Annotated in this window: 17 protein-coding genes; 4 read left to right on the top strand and 13 right to left on the bottom strand. The window is 67.6% G+C overall.

Annotation, left to right across the window (positions count from 1 at the left end; genetic code table 11):
* Nucleotides 1-34: 34 nt before the first annotated feature.
* A complete protein-coding gene (locus tag GRI99_RS02700; protein WP_160770448.1) occupies nucleotides 35-1,657 on the bottom strand; it encodes a M23 family metallopeptidase in 1,623 nt (540 codons plus the stop codon).
* A gap of 226 nt (nucleotides 1,658-1,883) precedes the next feature.
* Here GRI99_RS02700 and GRI99_RS02695 point away from each other — a divergent pair, with 226 nt between their 5' ends.
* Nucleotides 1,884-2,813 (top strand): L-threonylcarbamoyladenylate synthase, encoded by a 930-nt coding sequence (locus GRI99_RS02695; RefSeq protein ID WP_160770447.1) that lies wholly within the window; start codon nucleotides 1,884-1,886, stop codon nucleotides 2,811-2,813.
* Nucleotides 2,814-2,841: 28 nt separating this feature from the next.
* Here the strand turns inward: GRI99_RS02695 and GRI99_RS02690 are convergent, their stop codons facing one another.
* The 7 genes from GRI99_RS02690 to GRI99_RS02660 form a co-directional block, all read right to left on the bottom strand.
* Nucleotides 2,842-3,642: a head GIN domain-containing protein gene (locus GRI99_RS02690; protein WP_160770446.1), complete on the bottom strand. Its 801-nt coding sequence runs from the start codon at nucleotides 3,640-3,642 to the stop codon at nucleotides 2,842-2,844.
* Between the two features lie 28 nt (nucleotides 3,643-3,670).
* Nucleotides 3,671-3,997, bottom strand: a complete 327-nt coding sequence (locus tag GRI99_RS02685; protein ID WP_160770445.1) for a hypothetical protein — start codon at nucleotides 3,995-3,997, stop codon at nucleotides 3,671-3,673.
* Nucleotides 3,998-4,083: 86 nt separating this feature from the next.
* Nucleotides 4,084-4,929, bottom strand: a complete 846-nt coding sequence (locus tag GRI99_RS02680; protein WP_160770444.1) for a head GIN domain-containing protein — start codon at nucleotides 4,927-4,929, stop codon at nucleotides 4,084-4,086.
* Between the two features lie 157 nt (nucleotides 4,930-5,086).
* Entirely contained in the window at nucleotides 5,087-5,620 is a 534-nt protein-coding gene (locus GRI99_RS02675; RefSeq protein ID WP_160770443.1) for a CarD family transcriptional regulator, read from the bottom strand.
* 250 nt (nucleotides 5,621-5,870) lie between these two features.
* Complete coding sequence (fdxA, locus tag GRI99_RS02670) at nucleotides 5,871-6,209, bottom strand: ferredoxin FdxA (protein WP_160770442.1); 339 nt, start codon at nucleotides 6,207-6,209, stop codon at nucleotides 5,871-5,873.
* A 51-nt stretch (nucleotides 6,210-6,260) separates the two neighbouring features.
* Nucleotides 6,261-6,539, bottom strand: coding sequence for a S4 domain-containing protein (locus GRI99_RS02665; protein WP_160770441.1), 279 nt, complete (start codon nucleotides 6,537-6,539; stop codon nucleotides 6,261-6,263).
* Between the two features lie 7 nt (nucleotides 6,540-6,546).
* Nucleotides 6,547-9,213 (bottom strand): helicase-related protein, encoded by a 2,667-nt coding sequence (locus tag GRI99_RS02660; RefSeq protein ID WP_439098417.1) that lies wholly within the window; start codon nucleotides 9,211-9,213, stop codon nucleotides 6,547-6,549.
* Between the two features lie 111 nt (nucleotides 9,214-9,324).
* Here GRI99_RS02660 and GRI99_RS02655 point away from each other — a divergent pair, with 111 nt between their 5' ends.
* Nucleotides 9,325-10,149, top strand: a complete 825-nt coding sequence (locus GRI99_RS02655) for an ATP-binding protein (protein WP_160770440.1) — start codon at nucleotides 9,325-9,327, stop codon at nucleotides 10,147-10,149.
* A 13-nt stretch (nucleotides 10,150-10,162) separates the two neighbouring features.
* Here the strand turns inward: GRI99_RS02655 and GRI99_RS02650 are convergent, their stop codons facing one another.
* The gene (locus GRI99_RS02650; protein ID WP_160770439.1) at nucleotides 10,163-11,635 is read right to left on the bottom strand and encodes a PQQ-dependent sugar dehydrogenase; all 1,473 of its coding nucleotides are present in this window, start codon (nucleotides 11,633-11,635) and stop codon (nucleotides 10,163-10,165) included.
* A gap of 61 nt (nucleotides 11,636-11,696) precedes the next feature.
* Here GRI99_RS02650 and GRI99_RS02645 point away from each other — a divergent pair, with 61 nt between their 5' ends.
* Nucleotides 11,697-12,179 carry a free L-methionine (R)-S-oxide reductase MsrC gene (locus GRI99_RS02645; RefSeq protein ID WP_160770438.1) on the top strand — a complete coding sequence of 161 codons (483 nt, stop codon included), beginning with the start codon at nucleotides 11,697-11,699 and terminating at the stop codon, nucleotides 12,177-12,179.
* A 124-nt stretch (nucleotides 12,180-12,303) separates the two neighbouring features.
* Nucleotides 12,304-13,170, top strand: coding sequence for a glycine zipper 2TM domain-containing protein (locus tag GRI99_RS02640; RefSeq protein WP_237438076.1), 867 nt, complete (start codon nucleotides 12,304-12,306; stop codon nucleotides 13,168-13,170).
* A gap of 60 nt (nucleotides 13,171-13,230) precedes the next feature.
* Here GRI99_RS02640 and GRI99_RS02635 read toward each other — a convergent pair whose 3' ends face one another.
* From GRI99_RS02635 to mnmG, 4 genes are read right to left on the bottom strand one after another with little or no spacing between them, the layout of a single operon-like run.
* Nucleotides 13,231-14,193, bottom strand: coding sequence for a ParB/RepB/Spo0J family partition protein (locus GRI99_RS02635; protein ID WP_160770436.1), 963 nt, complete (start codon nucleotides 14,191-14,193; stop codon nucleotides 13,231-13,233).
* The gene (locus tag GRI99_RS02630; RefSeq protein ID WP_160770435.1) at nucleotides 14,190-14,966 is read right to left on the bottom strand and encodes a ParA family protein; all 777 of its coding nucleotides are present in this window, start codon (nucleotides 14,964-14,966) and stop codon (nucleotides 14,190-14,192) included. The genes GRI99_RS02635 and GRI99_RS02630 overlap by 4 nt, the downstream gene beginning before the upstream one ends.
* Nucleotides 14,963-15,589, bottom strand: coding sequence for a 16S rRNA (guanine(527)-N(7))-methyltransferase RsmG (gene rsmG / locus GRI99_RS02625; protein WP_160770434.1), 627 nt, complete (start codon nucleotides 15,587-15,589; stop codon nucleotides 14,963-14,965). Before rsmG ends, GRI99_RS02630 begins: the two co-directional genes overlap by 4 nt.
* Nucleotides 15,586-17,451 (bottom strand): tRNA uridine-5-carboxymethylaminomethyl(34) synthesis enzyme MnmG, encoded by a 1,866-nt coding sequence (gene mnmG / locus GRI99_RS02620; RefSeq protein ID WP_160770433.1) that lies wholly within the window; start codon nucleotides 17,449-17,451, stop codon nucleotides 15,586-15,588. Before mnmG ends, rsmG begins: the two co-directional genes overlap by 4 nt.
* Nucleotides 17,452-17,523: the final 72 nt, after the last annotated feature.

The raw sequence follows: 17,523 nt of genomic DNA, 5'->3' as shown, positions 1-17,523 counted from the left end.
TGGGGCAGCAGGGCAATCGGGGAGAAGCGCCGCGTCAGGTGGTCTGGCGGCGCTGGTCCAGCCGGTCGATCTCGCGCACCGGCTCGTCCTGCTGGGCAGGATCGGGCGCCAGGGGAGCAAGTGCCGCGCCGGGGGCCACGCGCTGCAACAGGTCAAGCCGCGCGCGGAACTCGGTCAGCTCGCGCCCGGTCAGTTGCGCGCGGGTGACGAAGCGGACCGACGAGGGATCGACCGTGCGCCCGCCGCGATACATCTCGTAATGCAGGTGCGGGCCGGTGGAGAGGCCGGTGGAACCGACATAGCCGATGATCTGCCCGCGCCGCACGCGCTGGCCACTGCTCACCGCGATGCGGCTCATGTGGGCATAGCCGGTGCCCAGCCCGCCTTCGTGGTTCAGGCGCACATAGTTGCCGTGGCCGCCGTGCCGCCCGGCAAAGCTGACCGTGCCGTCGGTAACGGCATAGATCGGCGTGCCATAGGAGGCGCGGAAATCGAGGCCGGCGTGCAGCCGGGTATAGCCCAGAATCGGATGGCGGCGCATGCCATAGCGCGAGGAAACCGCGCCCGGCACCGGCTGCAACAGGCCTTCGCGCTGCTCGCCCACGCCCGATGCTTCGTAATACCGCCCCTCGCGGCCCCAGCGCATCAATCGCTTCTTCGGCTGGCCATTGCGGATGATGGCGGCATAGAGCAGCTCGCCCGCCTCCACCTCGCCGGTGGCGGCACGCTTGTAATCCACGATCAGGTCGATCTCGTCGCCCGGGGCAATGTCGCGCTCCACGTCCAGCTCGTTGCTGATCACGCGCAGGAACTGCTGCACCGAGCGGGCCGGGGCCCCGGCGGCGCGGGCCGAGCGGTAGAGGCTGTCGCCCACCTGGGCCTTGATGCGCAGCGGCGTGGCATCCACCCGGATCGGGCGCGGATCGAGCGCCAGCGAACCGTTGCGCCGTTCTACCCCCAGCTCCAGGTCGAAGCGGGCGCGGAAGGCCAGGGCATCGAGCGGGCGCGGCTGGCCGGCGGCAAGGCGGCGGCCCAGTGTGATATCGACCTGTGTGCCGGACGCGATCTGGTCCAGCGGCACGGCGGCGGCGACCATGCGGGCGACCTGCCCGGCCTCGGCCTCGCTCACCCCGGCACGGCGCAGCATGCGATCGAAGCTGTCGCCCTGGGTCAGCGTGGCGACCACGTCCAGCCGCGGCCGCTCCGGCGCGCTGGCCAGCGGCGTGACCACGGCGGTGGAGCCCATCTTGCGACCGCTGTCCGCCCCAAGGGCCAGCGGCATGATCATCTGGCTGCGCATCTCGTCGCGCACGCCATCGTCGATCGCCATCGCCGGGGCGGCTTCGACGGGGGAGAAGCCGGGCCAGGCCAGCAGCGTCATGGTGGTGAGGCCGATCAGCGTGGCCGCCCCGCGCAACCAGCGCTTCGAGCCGATGTCCACGGCCAGGTCGGGTGCCAGGTCCAGCCCGGAAAGCCACAGCGAGGCATGCTCGCGCCATTCGTGATAGCGGTCGGCAAAGCTGGCCACGCGCGCCTGCCGGTGGACCGTGATTCCCTCGGCCGCGCCGATCACGTGGGCCACGGAGAGTTGCGCCGGCGGAAAGTCCCCGCCTGCACCATCATCCTGCCGGTATGCCGGATCCTTGAACAAGCGCATTCCCATCTTCGGCCTCGCGCCCGCAGAACCCTGCGTCCGATCCCGGTATGGCGCGACCCCTTAACCCAGGGGTTGTCTGGCCTGTGGATGTGCCCGCATAAAGTAAATTCCGGCTTAATGGCGACCAGCCGAGTCCCCTGCGCGGCGAACTGCATTCAGCGCTTTCCCCTAGGTCCTTGCCGACTCCCCGCTTGGCAGGCAGGCAGGCGCGCGATAGCGGGGGGGCATGAGCACGATACTGCCCGGTACCGAGGATGGCCTGGCTCGCGCGGCAGACCTGCTGCGCGCCGGCCATGTCGTCGCCGTGCCGACCGAGACGGTCTATGGCCTGGCCGCCCGCGCCGACAGCGCCGGGGCCGTGGCCGCCATCTACCGCGCCAAGGGCCGCCCCGCCTTCAACCCGCTGATCGTCCACGTGGGCTCGGTGGAACAGGCGCGGCAGCTGGCCGTGTTCGACCATCGGGCAGAGCTGCTGGCCCGGAGGTTCTGGCCAGGCCCCCTCACCCTGGTGCTGCCGCTGCATGAGGCGAGCGGCATCGTGCCCGCGGTGACGGCAGGATTGGGGACCGTGGGCCTGCGCCTGCCGGCCCACCCGCTGATGCGGGCCCTGCTGGATTGCGTGGAGTTTCCGCTCGCCGCGCCATCGGCCAACCGCAGCCTCGGCGTCAGCCCGACCACGCCCGAACACGTGGCGGCCTCGCTGGGCGACGTGGTTCCGGCCATCCTCGATGGCGGGGCCTGCACGCAGGGTCTGGAATCGACCATCGTCGCCCTGCGCCCGGAAGGCACGTGGAGCCTGCTGCGCGAAGGGCCGGTAACGCGGGCGGAGCTGGCGGCCCTGCTGGGCAGCGAGCCTGTCGAGGCCGGTGGCGGTATCGAGGCCCCGGGGCAGATGGCGCGGCACTATGCCCCCGGCAAGCCGGTGCGGCTGAATGCCGGCGAAGCGCAAGGCGACGAGTTCCTGATCGGCTTTGGTCCCGTTGGCGGAGATTGCACGCTGTCCGAGGCAGGCGACCTGGCCGAGGCCGCCGCGCGGCTCTACGCCTGCCTGCACCTGGCCGCCGCAGCCCCGCACCGGCGCATTGCCGTGGCTCCGGTACCGCAGGAGGGTATCGGCGCCGCGATCAACGACCGGCTGCGCCGCGCTGCGGCCTAACCAGTCGCGGGTCTGTCAGTAGGGGTTATCAGTCAGGCGGGCCGGCAACATTGCCGCCGCCGCCTTCGCAACGCACTTCGCCGCTGCCCACCTGGGTCACCGAACACACGGCGCTGCCGCTGATGTCAACTTCGGCGCTGCCCATGATAGCCACCTCGGCGGTTTCCAGCGCGGTCAGGTCCACCTCGCCCGAACCGGAGATGTCGACCGTGGCCCTGTCCGCACGGAGGCCTTCAGCGTGGACCTGGCCCGAGCCGTTGATCGTGACCGCCACATCGCCTGCCGTGCCCTCGGCATCAAGGTCACCTGCGCCGTTGACGGTCAGGCTGGCGCGGGTCACTTCGAGCTGGGCGATGACAAGCGTGCCGCTGCCACCGATGGCGCCTTCGAAGCTGTCGCCCTGCGCCCGGTCGAGCGTCACGTCGCCCGATCCGTCCACGCTGACGCGGGTGATGGCGGGCAGGGTGACGGCGAAGCGCACGTCCTCAAGCGATTCGCCGAAGGAAATGCCGTCACGCGGGCGCAGCATCAGCACCCCGTCCTCCACCACGGCTTCGACCAGGTTCAGGCCGTCAGGGTCGCCATAGGCGGTTACGGAAAAACCGTCGCCCAGCGTGATCTCCACGTCCTGCGGGCCGGCCACGGCAACCTGGGTGAAATCGCGCAGGTTGAAAGTGATCTCCTCCGCGCCACGCTCCTCGCGCCTTTCTTCGCGGTCGGGGCCGATCTGGTCGTCCAGGACCAGGGCGGCACCGCCTGCTGCCAGGGCCCCGGCGGCAAGGGCAAAGGCAATCTCGCGCGGGCTCAGGCGCGGGCGTTCACGTGGCAATGGTCGAGTCCCCCATTCTTGGCGTCAATCAGTCATCATAGGCGGCATCCCTGCCAGCCAGCAGTTCATCCATCTCGCGGCGGGTATCGCGCGAGCGTTCGCATGCCCGCCGGTCACCCTCGCCGCAATCCTCGGCCTGTTCGCGATAGCGGCGTTCCAGCCGGCCCAGCCGCTCCTCGCGCTCGCGCAGTTCGCGGCCGCGTTTCTCGTCAGCCTCGGACTGGCTGGTAGTGGCCAGGTCCACCGCACCGCTGACCACGCGGACCGGAGCGGTGACCACATCGGCCACGGTGCTGACGCAGCCGCCCAGAACCAGCGGGAGGGCGAGGGCGCAGAGAATCGGGCGGAAGGACATGGCAGGCCTCTTGCGGGCAACGGAACCAGTCCATCATGGCGGCAAGCGCCTTTGCGTGCAATGAACGCCGGTCCGGTCCTGCCGGATCAGTCGACCACATCGTCCCCGCTGTCTTCGCGCCGTTCGCAGACCAGGCGTCCGGTCCCCATGCCCTTGACCTCGCACCGGGCCGAGCCGCGCACGGTGACCGTGCCCGATCCCATCAGCCGGGCGCTGACCTCGCCATCGCTGGCAAAGACCGCACGGCCCGATCCGGCGATGGTTACGCAGGCTTCCTCCACCATCACCGCGCCCAGCTTGGCCCGGCCGCTGCCGGCCACATTGAGGTTGAGCTGCGCCACGCGGCCGCTGGCCTTGAACCGGCCAGATCCGGCGATCGACACGTCGAGTTCGGTCAGGGCCACTTCCTGCACCTCTATCCGTCCGGCCCCGGCGATGATCACTTCGGCAAATTCGGCCAGCTTTTCCAGTTCGATCCGCCCCGCCCCGGCAATGGTCACCTTGGCGGGTGCGGGCATGGTGACCGTGATCGTGGCCACGCCTTCGCCGCCGTTGCCGGTGTTGCGGCTGGCGATCTGGAGTACATCGTCCTTCAGGCGGAAGCGCAGGGTATCCTTGGCTTCGTCGTCGCCCTGGACGGCCACGGCGAACTCCTCGCCCTCGCGCACCACCAGGGTATCGGCCCCGGCAAGGACCAGACCGGTCGGCACATCGCCGTCCATGTCGAACTCCGCAAACGGCACGCCGCCAGCCGTGCCGAAACCGGCGGGCCCGAAACCCTTGGCTCCGCCCTTCTCGTCATCCCAGTCGAATTCGAACTTTCCGCTTTTGCGCGCCGCCGCCATTGCCCCGCCCATGGCTGCCATCGCCACGAACGGACCAATCGCGCGGAACATCCTGTCGAAGCCACCGGCTCCATGCCTGCCAGTCATCACACGACTCCTGTATCTGTGTATTAACGCGGCAATACAGGATCGGACGGCGGCGCGCAAATGCCTCCGTCGAGCGGAGTCCGCCCCTCGCCGCATAGCAAATGGGCCGCCCCGGCATTATCCGGAGCGGCCCCTTTGGCTTGCGGCAGGCTTCAGATCAGGCGTCTTCAGCCGTCTCGTAATACTGCGGGGCATGCTCCTTGAGCACGCCAAGGATCTTCTGCAGTGCCGCGGGCTCGTCGGTCTTTTCCATCGCCGCCAGTTCGCGGGCGAGGCGGCTGGAGGCCGCTTCGAAGATCTGCCGTTCGGAATAGGACTGTTCCGGCTGGTCTTCCGGGCGGAACAGGTCGCGCGTCACTTCGGCAATCGAGACCAGGTCACCCGAGTTGATCTTGGCTTCGTATTCCTGGGCGCGGCGGCTCCACATGGTGCGCTTCACCTTGGGCTTGCCCTTCAGCGTGTCCATCGCTTCCTTCAGCGTCTTGTCGCTGGACAGCTTGCGCATGCCGATGGCTTCCACCTTGTTGACCGGAACGCGCAGCGTCATGCGTTCCTTCTCGAACCGCAGGACATAGAGTTCGAGCTGCATGCCGGCGATTTCCTCGCTCTGCAATTCGACCACGCGGCCAACACCATGCTTGGGATAAACAACATAATCGCCAACATCGAAGGCGGGGGCACTGGATGCCATGTATTGTCCTTTCTCTGCCGGTCAGATCTCCGCTTCAGCGACAGGAAAAGCCCGGACCGCGCGACCCATCGGCGGCCATCACTTGCCTGCTAGACATCGCTGAGAGGGGGGAAACCTGCCTTCCTTTATGCCCGGAAGCGCGAAAGCTGCCGAGTGGTGACGGATTATATAGCAGAGTCGCAACAAAATTTCCACCCCTGCCCGATTCGCGGGCAGGGAGGACAATCAGGACCGTGAATGTGGGGAAAAATCAGTCCCCTTCGCCGGGCTCCGGCGAGAAATAGGCGTCGAACTTGCCGCTCTTGCCCTTGAACTCGTCGGCATCGGCCGGCGGGTCCTTCTTCTCGGTGATGTTGGGCCATTCGGCCGAGTACTGGGCATTCAGCTCCAGCCACTTCTCGGTGCCGCTCTCGGTATCGGGCAGGATCGCCTCGGCCGGGCATTCCGGCTCGCACACGCCGCAGTCGATGCATTCCGACGGGTTGATGACGAGCATGTTCTCGCCTTCATAGAAGCAATCGACCGGGCAGACCTCGACGCAGTCGGTGTACTTGCACTTGATGCAGGCGTCGGTGACGACATAGGTCATGTGAGCGTATTCCTTCGATCCGTGGCGGCCCTTTGCTGGCCGCTGCCCCGTTTACGATTCTGCTATGGCGAATGATCCGCCAGCGTCAAGCACCCGATAGCAGCTACGCGCTTCAGCCGGCGGTCCACGCCGTTCCGGCAGGCTGACGATCTGGACCACCTGCACCGAAGGCCCCAGCGGCAGGGTCAGCACGTCGCCCACGGCCACAGCCCTGTCGCGCGCCAGCAGCCGCTGGCCGTTCAGGCGCATGTGCCCTTCGGCAATCCGCGCCTGCGCCAGGGCCCGGCTCTTGGCCAGGCGCAGGCGGAACAGCAGCAGGTCGGCGCGCAAGAGGCCCCTAGTTGAACAGCCCCGCCAGGCTGGCGAAGGCGTTGTTGGCGGGAGTAGCGGTCTCGCGCACCGGTTTGTCCTGCCGGGGCCGATCCTGCCGTGGCTTCTCGTCGCGGGGCTTCTGGCCCTGCGACTTCCTGCGCCTGGGCTTGCCCTTGACTTCCTGCCCGTCAGCGCCGCGCGGCTGGCGCTGGTCGCGGCGTTCCGGACGGGGAGCGGAGTCGGCCCGGGTATCGGTGCGCGCGTCTGTCCGGGGCGGGCGCCAGGTCCAGCGCAGCGGTGCGGGCGGGCCGAAAGCACCCTCGGCCAGGGCACGCTGTTCCAGCGGGCGGAACCCGGCCTCGCGCAGCAAGGGCGCGAAATTGTCGGCCGCCAGCCCCATCGAGGTGGCAAGCGCCGCATCCAGTGCAAACTGCCTGCCACCCGCTTTGGTGCGCTGGTCATGCGCGGCGCGGAACAGCTTTTCGGCCAGGTCCAGGCGGATCGCCTGCTTGCCAGCACGGCGATAGCCGGCGGGCACCTGGCGGCCACCCTCGATCACCGCCTGCATTCCGGGATGGAGCGGGCGCTTGTCGATCCCCAGCCGGTGCAGCAGTTCGCGCGGAGCGGGCTTGAGCAGCGCGGGCACGAACAGGTCCAGCGCGCCGATGGTGACGCCGAGGCGGCGCAGCAGCGGGCGCTTCTCCTTGGGGATCTGGGCCAGCCGCGCATCCTCGCGCCGCACCGCGCCGTGATGGTCGATCAGTGTCAGCAGCAGGGCACGCACTTCGGTGCCGGCATCCGGGTCAAGCGCACCGTCTTCCAGCGCGCGCAGGGGGGCCAGCGGGGCAAGCTGGCCTTCCAGCCAGTGCTCCAGCGCCTCGGTCAGGCGCTGGCGGCCTGCATGGTCAAGCGCACCCAGCGCCCGTTCCAGCACCACGCGGAAGCGGGTGGGCGATTTGGTGGGCTCCAGCCGCGCAACGGTCTGGTCGCCACGCATGATCGCGCCGGGAGCCAGCGACAGATCGCCAAGCTCCCGCGTCACCAGCGCATCGGCGCGGGCGGCAAGCAGCGTGGGCAGGTGTTTCTCTGCCGCCGCCAGCATCAGCTTGCGGTCCTCGTGCCCCGCCGTGGCATCGACCACGAAGCGGAAGCCCTCCAGGTGGCCGATTTCCTGGCCTTCGACCAGCACCCGGCCATCATCTTCCAAAGTCACGCGCAACAAACCGGCATCCTTCCCCTGGGCCTTCATCAGCACCGCCGTGCGCCGGTTGACGAAGCGTTCGGTCAGCCGCTGGTGCAGCGCGTCCGACAGCTTCGCTTCCACCGCGCGGGCACGGGCGGCCATCTCGTCGCGCGCCAATACCCAATCGGGGCGCTGGCAGATATAGGCCCAGCTGCGAATTGCGGCCAGACGCCCCTGGAGTGTGTCGATATCGCCACGCACCTCGCCCAGATCAGCAATGCGCGCGGCCACGAAATCGGCCCCCAGATGCCCTGCCTTCAGGTCGCTCCACAAGCGGGCGACGAAGCGGGCGTGCATCTCGGCGCCCTGCTGGCGGAAGTCGGGTAGCTGGCAGACCTCCCACAGGCGGCGGACCTGGCCGGGGGTGCGGGCATCGGCGCGGATCGCGGGATCCTCGGCCAGCCGCTTCAGCACGGCGAGGTCGATGGCCTCCGGGGCAGCCGCAAGGTGGGGGGAATTGGGCTTGCGCTCCAGATCGTCGATCAGCGTTTCGACAGACGTGAACCGCGGCTCCGCCTCGCGCCAGAACAGCCTGGTCAGCGGAGCAAACCGGTGCTGCTCGATGGCGTAGATCTCCTCCTCGGTGAAGGACAAATCCTGCGCCCGACCACCCGAAAGAACGCCGAAGGTGCCATCCTGGTGGTGCCGCCCTGCCCGGCCGGCGATCTGCGCCATTTCCGCCGGCCACAGCCGTCGCTGCTTGATCCCGTCGAACTTGCTCAACGAGGCAAAGGCCACATGGGTGACATCGAGGTTGAGGCCCATGCCAATGGCATCGGTGGCAACGATGTAGTCCACCTCGCCAGACTGGAACAGTTCCACCTGCCGGTTGCGGGTCTCCGGACTCAGTGCCCCCATCACCACCGCCGCCCCGCCCCGGAAACGGCGCAGCAGCTCGGCCACGCGATAGACCTCCTCGACCGAGAAGGCGACCACGGCGCTGCGCGGCGGCAGGCGACTAAGCTTGGCGGAACCGGCGTGGGTCAGCGTGGAGAAGCGCGGGCGGCCTGCCACCTCCACGCCCGGTACCAGAGCTTTGACCAACGGCTCCACCGTGGCGGAACCCAGCAGCATCGTCTCCTCGCGCCCGCGGGCGTGGAGCAGCCGATCGGTAAAGATATGCCCGCGCTCGCGGTCGGCGGCGATCTGCACCTCGTCCAGCGCCACGAAGGCCCGCTCTCCGGCGGAGCGCGGCATCGCCTCTGCCGTGCACAGCAGATAGCGGGCGCCGGGTGGTTCGATCCGCTCCTCGCCGGTAATCAGCGCCACCTGGGCATCGCCCTTGATCGCACGCACCTTGTCGTAAACCTCGCGCGCCAGCAGCCGCAGCGGGAAGCCGATGGCGCCGCTTGAATGGCCGCACATCCGCTCGATCGCGAGGTGGGTCTTGCCGGTATTCGTCGGCCCCAGGACCGCGCGAACCCTGCTGTCTGATGCACGCGAGGTCACAATACCTGCAATGTGGCAACGGGATGGGGCAGGTGCAACCGGTTACCCACAGGGCAGTTGGCGGCAGCAAGCGCCTTGACGGCACGGCGACAGGCGGCGCACTTGGCCGGCATGACCGCCAACGATGACATCCTGCACCGCATTGCCACCGCGCTGGAGCGGCTGGCCCCGCCGCCCGCCCCGCCGTGCGACTGGCTGGCGGCCCCCGCCTATGTCTGGACCGGCGCGGGCCAGCCGGTGGCGGCGATCGAGGCCCCGGCCCTCGCCCGCCTGACGGGAATCGACCAGCAGAAAGAGCGGGTGGTGGCCAACGTCACCCGCCTGGCCCGGGGCCACGCCGCGCATGACATGCTGCTGTGGGGCGCGCGCGGCATGGGCAAGTCCGCCCTGGTGCGCGCGGCGGTGAGGCAGGCGCAGGCCGATGGCGGCAGCCTGGCGCTGGTGCAGGTGGCCAGCGATGCCATCCCCTCCATCTCCGCGCTGTTCGCCCAGCTTGCCAGGGTTGCGCGCAACTTCCTGGTGTTCATCGACGACCTGGGTTTTGCCGAGGGTGATACCGTGGGCCCGCGCCACCTGCGATCCTGGCTGGACGGCGGGGTGGAAGCGCGGCCCGCCAACGTGCGGCTGGCCGTTACCAGCAACCGCCGCGCCATCGTGCCGCGCCACGGGGCCGAGCAGGACGATCCGATCAACCCGCGCGATGCAGTGGACGACAATCTGGCCCTGGCCGACCGCTTCGGCCTGTCGCTGGGGTTCCATGCCTGCTCGCAGGACGATTACCTGGCGATCGTCCACGGCTATGCGGCCGACCTGGGGCTGGCGGTGGACGAAGGCGCGGCGCTGGAATGGTCCAAGCGCCGCGGCGCGCGTTCGGGCCGGGTTGCCTGGCACTATGTGACCGAGCTGGCCGGGCAAGCGGGCCGGCAGACCGGCTGAGGCGCGCCGCTCCCTATTGGTTCTCAAGCAACTGCTGCATCACCTCTTCCGGCACCTCGTCGAAAGCGCGCGCCGGATCACCGTTCAGTTCGCGCTGCGGCGGCAGGCTGGTGCCGCTGTTGCGCGCGTGGGCCACTGTGGGCTGCGCTGCGGGGTTGATCACCCGCCAGATGATGTTGCCCGTATCGTCGCTGACCAGCAGCGCCCCTGTCTGGTCCCAGGCCAGCCAGGTGGGACGGCCGCGTGTCTCGTCCTCGCTGGCCAGGAAGCTGTTTAGCACCGGCACCGGCTTGCCCACCGGATTGCCCAAATCATCGAAGGCCACATAGACCACGTCATACCCACCCAGCGGACGGCGGTTCCACGATCCGTGGCGGGCAATGAAGGCCCCCTGCTGGAACGGCGCACCAAGGCGGCTGCCGGCCTGGGTGAAGACCACGCCCAGCGCCGCCACGTGTGCGCCCATCGCGAATTCCGGCTCGCGGGTGTACTGCTCCAGGAACTGCGGCTGCGGCAGTTGCACCCGCTCGTCATAGTGGCTGCCATAATAGGTCCACGGCCAGCCATACTGTGCGCCGAGCGGCACGTTGGTGAAGTAGTCGGGCACCAGATCACTGCCCAGCATGTCGCGCTCGTTCACCGTGGTCCACAGCTCGCCGCTCCACGGGCTCCAGGCGAGGCCGTTGGGATTGCGCAGGCCGGCAGCCCACTGGCGGGCGCGGCCGGTGGTCAGGTCCAGTTCGTGGATGGCGGCGCGGTCAATCTCGGCATCCAGCCCGCCTTCCGCGATGTTGGAAGCCGAACCCACGGCAATGAACAGCGATGTGCCGTCTTCCGACAGCAGGATGTTGCGCATCCAGTGGTTGCCTGCAGGGGGCAGGTCCATCAGCTTGGTCGGTTCGCCCGGCAGGCTGGTGGCACCGGGCTCGAAATTGAAGCGTAGCACCTCGTCATGGTTGGCGACGTAGAGCTTGCCATCGCCCCACGCGATGCCCGAAGGGCTGTCGAGATCGTCGCGCAGCACGAACTGCGCTTCGGCCCGGCCATCTTTGTCCGCATCGCGCAGCAGCACCAGCTTGTTGGGCGATGGCACATCGGCCCCGGCGGCCGAGAACAGGAAGCCGGCCACCAGGTTGGTCAGGAAACCGCCGGCCAGCGGGCGCTCTGGCGCATTGGACAGGGTGACCAGCACGTCGCCATTGGGCAGGGTGTAGAGCACGCGCGGATGCTCCAGCCCCTCGGCAAAGCGCGTTACCTGCAGGCCCTGCGCGGCATCGGGGGTGCCGTCAGCGCCCCAGCCAATAGGCTTGGCCACGCCGACAGTGGGGAACACCTGCTCGTCAGGTTCGACCAGGACCGGATCGGTGCCGGTGGTATCCTCCAGGCTGACCGTGGCAGGCACGGGCCGGGTCATCCACCACAGCACCCCTCCCCCCACCAGCAGGATGACGACAAGGGCGATGGCGAGCTTCTTGAGAATGCGCATCCCGGCAAAATAGGCGGGGCTGACGCTTGCGGCAATCGCTTTGCAGCCTACCTTTGCCGCCATGTACGATTTCCGCGCCGATCCCGCCCTGCCCAAGCCAGAGCTTTACCGAGAATTGCTGGCTGCAGCCGACGCCCTGACCGCAGGCGAGCCGGACTCGGTGGCGAACATGGCCAATGTGGCCGCCCTGCTGGGAGAGATGGTGCCGGATCTCAACTGGGCCGGGTTCTACCGCATGAACGATGGCGAACTGGTGCTGGGGCCCTTCACCGGCCGTCCCGCCTGCATCCGTATTCCGCTGGGCCGCGGGGTATGCGGCACGGCAGCCCAATCCGGTCAGACGCAGCTGGTGGAGGATGTGCACGCCTTCCCCGGCCACATCGCCTGTGATGCCGCTTCGGCCAGCGAACTGGTGGTGCCGGTTATGCGCGACGGCGCGGTAGTCGCGGTGATCGATCTCGACAGTCCGCTGAAGGCTCGCTTCGACGGGGCCGACGCGGTCGGGATCGAGGCACTTGCGGCCATGCTCTCCAGCCGGATCTGACCGGAGCTCATCGCCCCGTTTCGGGACAGCGCGCGCGGCGGGCTTGGGATTTGCCTGCAAGCGCATAGTAAATACCGGGTAAATGCGCCGCAATCGTGCGTGCTGCACCTCGGGGGCCGATTCGATGTCCATGCGTCTTGCTCTGTTCGCCGCCGCCAGCCCGCTGGCGCTGATCGCCCTGCCCGCCCAGGCGCAGGTGGATGACCGCTATGCAGGAGTGGAAGAGGTGATCGAAACCTACTCCGAACCGGTGGTGCAGGACATCGGTGAATGGGAAAGCGAAGAGGCTGCGGCGGGTGCCAGCTATGCCCACGGCGATCGCGGGTCCTACGGCAGCGAAGACTACGTGGAGTGGGAGGAAGAGCCCGCCCGGCCGATGCACCGCATGCGCCACGGCGGGCATCGCCAGCACATGGCCCCCGGGCAGCCACGCCAGCTCGCCTACTCGCCCGAGGAGCGGGCTGAGTGGCTGCGCCAGTGCCGCGCACTGCACACAAGCCATGACGAACCGGTCTATGTCGACCGTGACGGAGACGGTGATGCCGACATCATCGGCGGCGTGATCGGTGCCGTAGCAGGCGGCGTGATCGGCAACCGCGTGGCCAACCGGGGTGATCGCCTCGCCGGGACCTTGATCGGAGCCGGCCTTGGCGGCCTGGCCGGCGCGGTTGTCGGCGCGGTGATCGACGGGATCGACGATGACGACGACTATCACGAAGTAGCCGCCCCGCAGGATCCCGGCTTCGATTATTGCGAGGCCTACCTCATCAACTACGAGCGCGGCTATGGCGTGCCGCAACAGATGGCCTATGCGCCGGTGATGATGGTGCCGGTGGCGCAGGGCATGGCCACGCCGCGCCACGGCGCACGCCGGATCATCGAGGAAGAGATAGAGGTTGAGGCAGAAGCGCCGCGGGGGCCGCGCCGCCACACCGCCCGCCGCGTGATCCACCGGCAGGCTGCCGACGACAAGCGCACGCCAATCAACTAAATAGCTGCTGAGAAAGGAAAACGTCGCGCGGAGCGAAGCTGCTCTGCGCGACTTTTCATTTCAGATCCCGCCGCCGGTCAATCGCTGGCAGATCAGGTCAAGCTGGTCGAGGGTATGATAGCGGATCGTCACCGCACCAGAACGCGGGTCTTCGTCGCTGGCGATCTTTACGGGCAGGCCGAGAAATTCCTCGAGGTGATTCTCGACTGCGGCGATATCTGCATCGTGGGCCGGATCGCGCGGAGTCCGGGCAGTGCGGCGTTCGCGCGGGGGATTGGCCGGATCGCCTGCCCGCACCAGCCGCTCAACCTCGCGCACAGACAGCTTGCGGGCGATCACCTCCTCAGCCAGCACGGCGGCGTTGACGTGACCGATCAGGGCACGGGCGTGGCCCATGTCCAGCCGCCCAGCCGCCAGGTGATCGAGCACGCTCTCCGGCAGGGCCAGAAGGCGCTGCAGGTTGGCGACATGGCTGCGCGACTTGTCGACCAGCCGGGCAATCTCGGCCTGGGTCAATCCTTCCAGCTCGGCCAGCCGGTGATAGGCCTGAGCTTCTTCCACCGGATTCAGGTCTTCGCGCTGGATATTCTCGATCAGCGCCAGCGCCATCACGTCCCGGTCCGCCAGGTCGCGAATTATCGCAGGTATTTCATGCAGTTGCGCCTTCTGCGCGGCCCGCCACCGACGCTCGCCCGCCACCAGTTGATAGCGACCGCCGGGCAGCGGGCGGACGATCACCGGCTGGATCACCCCGCGGGTGGCGATCGAGGCGGCGAGCTCCTCCAGCGCGGCCTCGTCGAAATGCCGCCGTGGCTGGTTCGGGTGGGGCGAGATCGCGGCCACCGCCAGGCTCGCCAGCCCGTCGATCACGGCAACTGCTGCGCCGCCACTCTCGGCGGGAGCAGCACTGACCAGCGGCTCCTCGCGCCGTGTCTCGCTTAGCAGCGCACCCAGGCCCCGGCCCAGCTTGCGCCGCTGCACAGCCTTGCCAGTGGCGTCGTTGGCAGCTTCGGGCGCACTCATGCGGCAATCCTTTCTTTCGGCAACCGACCGATCAGCTCGCGCGCCAGGGCCATATAGGCGCGACTGCCAGGGCAGGCGTGGTCGTAAATCAGCGCCGGCAAGCCATGACTGGGCGCCTCCGACAGACGAACATTTCGCGGAATGACCGCATCGAACACCAGCCTGCCCAGACACTCACGCACATCATCGGCCACCTGGTCGGTCAGCCGGTTGCGCCGATCAAACATGGTCAGCGCAATGCCGACAATGCCGAGATCCGGATTGAAGCGTTGCTGCACCTGCTCCACCGTCTGCAACAGCTGGCTGAGGCCTTCGAGCGCGAAGAACTCACATTGCAGCGGCACCAGCAGCGTATCGGCTGCACACAGGGCGTTGAGCGTCAACAGGCCCAGCGAGGGCGGGCAGTCGATAAAGCAGATATCGTGGGCCGTGTGAGCGGCAACAGCCTGCCTGAGGCGATGGGTCCGGTTTTCTACGCCCACCAGTTCCACTTCGGCACCGCTCAGGTCCACGGTGGCGGGCACGAGATCAAGGCCGGGAATGGCGGAGGGCAAGGTGCATTCCGCCAGCGATGCGCCATCAACCAGGACATCATAGCTGGACAGCACACGCTGCGAGGCGGGAATTCCGATTCCGGTCGAGGCATTACCCTGCGGGTCGAGATCGATCAGCAAGGTGCGCCAGCCGGTTGCCGCCATCGCCGTCGCAATATTGATCGCGGTAGTGGTCTTGCCCACTCCGCCTTTCTGGTTGGCGATGGCAATGCAGATCATCGGACTGGTGGCCTCCCTTTACCGATCACGATTCCCGCCTCGCAATCGGTGCGCGATTGTTCCACGTGGAACGTGGCCCGGATCGATTCGGGCTGCTCGGCCAATTCTTGCGCTGCGGAACGGCCCTTGGGCAACAACCAATGGGTGTCCGGTGTGGAAAAGCGGGCGGATAAGCTGAGAAGCTTTTCCAGCGGGGCGAAGGCGCGCGCGCAGATGACCTGCATCGGGGCACTTTCCACATTTTCGAGGCGCGAGCCATAAACACGGCATTGTTGCAAATCGAAATGATCAACCACGCCCTGCAACCAGGCCACCCTTCGCTTGCGCGATTCCACGAGGTTGAAGGAAAGGTCGGGGAAGGCGATCGCCACCACCAACCCGGGCATCCCGGCTCCGCTCCCCAGATCGATCCACGGCGATGTTTCACGTGGAACATGCAGGAGCAGTTGCAGGCTGTCGGCAATATGCCGTTGCCAGACATGATGAAGGCTGGCGCTGGAAACCAGGTTCTGCTGCTCGTTCTCCTCACCCAGCAGGTGGATGAATCGCTCCAGCCGGGCGATCGCCGGAGGATCGCACAGGGCCTCGCAAAAGCTGCGGGCCTCTTCCTCGCTGGCAATCATGCCGCCTCCTGATCCTGATTTCGGCGGCGCGCATGGACCAGCAGGGCCGCAAGGGCCGCCGGGGTGATCCCCCGCACCCGCCCCGCGGCGGCAAGGTTGGCGGGCCGAGCCGAAGCCAGCCGCTCGACCATCTCGCGCGACAGGCCGGGTACGTCAGCGTACGGAAACCCGTCACCAAGGCTCAACCCTTCGCTGGCGCGCAGGTCGCGCAGCTCGCTGTCCTGGCGCGCAAGATAGGGCGCATAGGCGAAGTCTTCGGCGATTTCGTCCGACAGGTCATCGGCAGGATCGAAATCAGCGGGAAGCAGGGGCGACATTCCGCTGAGGGTCACCTCGGGAAAACGCAACCAGTCTGACAAGGGAATCCGCCCTGGATCACTGCGCACGTCGAGGCCGGCCTGCTGCAGTTCGGCGGCCGATACCGGGCGGGCCAGGGCTTCCTTGCGAGCTTCACTCATGGCGCTTCGCTCCTCAAACCAGCGGCGCCGTTCGGGTCTGACACAACCGACCGACAGAGCCAGGGGTGTCAAGCGAGTGGCGGCGTTGTTGGCGCGCAACCGCAAGCGGTACTCGGCCCGGGCGGTCAGCATCCGGTAGGGCTCGTTAACCCCGTGAAGGGTGAGGTCGTCGACCATTACGGCCATGTAGCTGTTGGCCCGATCGATTTGCAGAGGGTCGCGCTCAAGGACGGAGGCGGCAGCGTTCAGGCCCGCCACAAGGCCTTGGGCGGCGGCTTCCTCGTAACCGGTGGTGCCGTTGATCTGGCCGGCACAGTAGAGGCCCGGGATAGCCCTGACCTGAAGGTCCTGGCCAAGCGCCCGGGGATCGATGTGATCGTACTCCACGGCATATCCGGGCACGACCATGTCGACCTGTTCGAGGCCCTCCATCGTGCGCAACATGGCAAGTTGCACATCTGCCGGCAGCGAAGTGCTGATGCCGTTGGGATAGACGAGCGTTGTATCCAGGCCCTCCGGTTCCAGGAACACCTGGTGCCCGTCGCGATCGGCAAAACGGTGAATCTTGTCCTCGATCGATGGACAATAGCGCGGCCCTGCAGCACCAATCGCGCCGGTGAACAGGGGCGACCGGTGGAGATTGTCGGCAATAATCGCGTGGCTGGCGGGGTTGGTGCGGGTGATGGCGCAAAACACCTGCGGGCTCAGACGCGCCTTTGTCAGCGGCGACATGGTCCAGCCATCCGGGTCGGACGGCTGCTCCTCCAGGCGCGCCCAATCTATAGTACGGCCATCAAGCCGGGGTGGAGTTCCGGTCTTCAGCCGCGCCATCGGCAGCGCAGCCTCATCTCGCAACTGGCGGGCGAGTTCCTGCGCCGATGCCTCGCCGATCCGGCCGCCAGTCATCCGCTCCTCGCCGCGGAACAGGGTGCCACCAAGGAAGGTGCCGCTGGCAAGCACCACGGCTTGGGCGCAGAGGTGGCTTTCATCCGCGAGTCTCACGCCAGCCACCCGGCCGGCATTCATCAGCAAGCCCGCGGCTTCCCCGCCAATCACGGTCAGGTTCTCCTGGGCGCCAAGCATTTGCTGGACGGCGGCCTTAAACAGCTTGCGGTCAGCCTGAATTCGCGGCCCTTGCACCGCGCTTCCCTTTGACCGGTTGAGCATCCGATAGTGGATCGCCGCGGCATCGGCAGCGCGGGCAATCAGCCCATCGAATGCATCGACCTCGCGCACCAGATGGCCCTTGCCCAGACCCCCGATCGCCGGGTTGCAACTCATCGCCCCGATGGCCGCCGGATCGAAGCTGACCAGCGCAGTACGTGCGCCCATACGCGCAGCCACGGCCGCAGCCTCGCAGCCCGCATGGCCTCCCCCGATCACTATGACATCAAACGCGGTCATGCCCTTGCCGATAGTGTGCCCGCCAGAAGAGGTCAAAGGCCCTGGTAGTCATTATGTGTTCCACGTGGAACA

Origin of the sequence: Alteraurantiacibacter buctensis, assembly GCF_009827655.1 — a bacterium.
Taxonomy (GTDB): Bacteria; Pseudomonadota; Alphaproteobacteria; order Sphingomonadales; family Sphingomonadaceae; genus Alteraurantiacibacter; species Alteraurantiacibacter buctensis.
Note: the sequence above shows the minus strand (reverse complement) of the source record. Positions and strands in the feature narration are given on the sequence as shown.

Excerpts from the sequence above, each read along its gene's own strand:
- GRI99_RS02700 (WP_160770448.1), bottom strand. The coding sequence starts at position 1,657 with ATGCGCTTGTTCAAGGATCCGGCATACCGGCAGGATGATGGTGCAGGC.
- GRI99_RS02695 (WP_160770447.1), top strand. The coding sequence starts at position 1,884 with ATGAGCACGATACTGCCCGGTACCGAGGATGGCCTGGCTCGCGCGGCA.
- GRI99_RS02685 (WP_160770445.1), bottom strand. The coding sequence starts at position 3,997 with ATGTCCTTCCGCCCGATTCTCTGCGCCCTCGCCCTCCCGCTGGTTCTG.
- GRI99_RS02680 (WP_160770444.1), bottom strand. The coding sequence starts at position 4,929 with ATGACTGGCAGGCATGGAGCCGGTGGCTTCGACAGGATGTTCCGCGCG.
- GRI99_RS02675 (WP_160770443.1), bottom strand. The coding sequence starts at position 5,620 with ATGGCATCCAGTGCCCCCGCCTTCGATGTTGGCGATTATGTTGTTTAT.
- fdxA (WP_160770442.1), bottom strand. The coding sequence starts at position 6,209 with ATGACCTATGTCGTCACCGACGCCTGCATCAAGTGCAAGTACACCGAC.
- GRI99_RS02655 (WP_160770440.1), top strand. The coding sequence starts at position 9,325 with ATGACCGCCAACGATGACATCCTGCACCGCATTGCCACCGCGCTGGAG.
- GRI99_RS02650 (WP_160770439.1), bottom strand. The coding sequence starts at position 11,635 with ATGCGCATTCTCAAGAAGCTCGCCATCGCCCTTGTCGTCATCCTGCTG.
- GRI99_RS02645 (WP_160770438.1), top strand. The coding sequence starts at position 11,697 with ATGTACGATTTCCGCGCCGATCCCGCCCTGCCCAAGCCAGAGCTTTAC.
- GRI99_RS02640 (WP_237438076.1), top strand. The coding sequence starts at position 12,304 with ATGTCCATGCGTCTTGCTCTGTTCGCCGCCGCCAGCCCGCTGGCGCTG.
- GRI99_RS02635 (WP_160770436.1), bottom strand. The coding sequence starts at position 14,193 with ATGAGTGCGCCCGAAGCTGCCAACGACGCCACTGGCAAGGCTGTGCAG.
- GRI99_RS02630 (WP_160770435.1), bottom strand. The coding sequence starts at position 14,966 with ATGATCTGCATTGCCATCGCCAACCAGAAAGGCGGAGTGGGCAAGACC.
- rsmG (WP_160770434.1), bottom strand. The coding sequence starts at position 15,589 with ATGATTGCCAGCGAGGAAGAGGCCCGCAGCTTTTGCGAGGCCCTGTGC.
- mnmG (WP_160770433.1), bottom strand. The coding sequence starts at position 17,451 with ATGACCGCGTTTGATGTCATAGTGATCGGGGGAGGCCATGCGGGCTGC.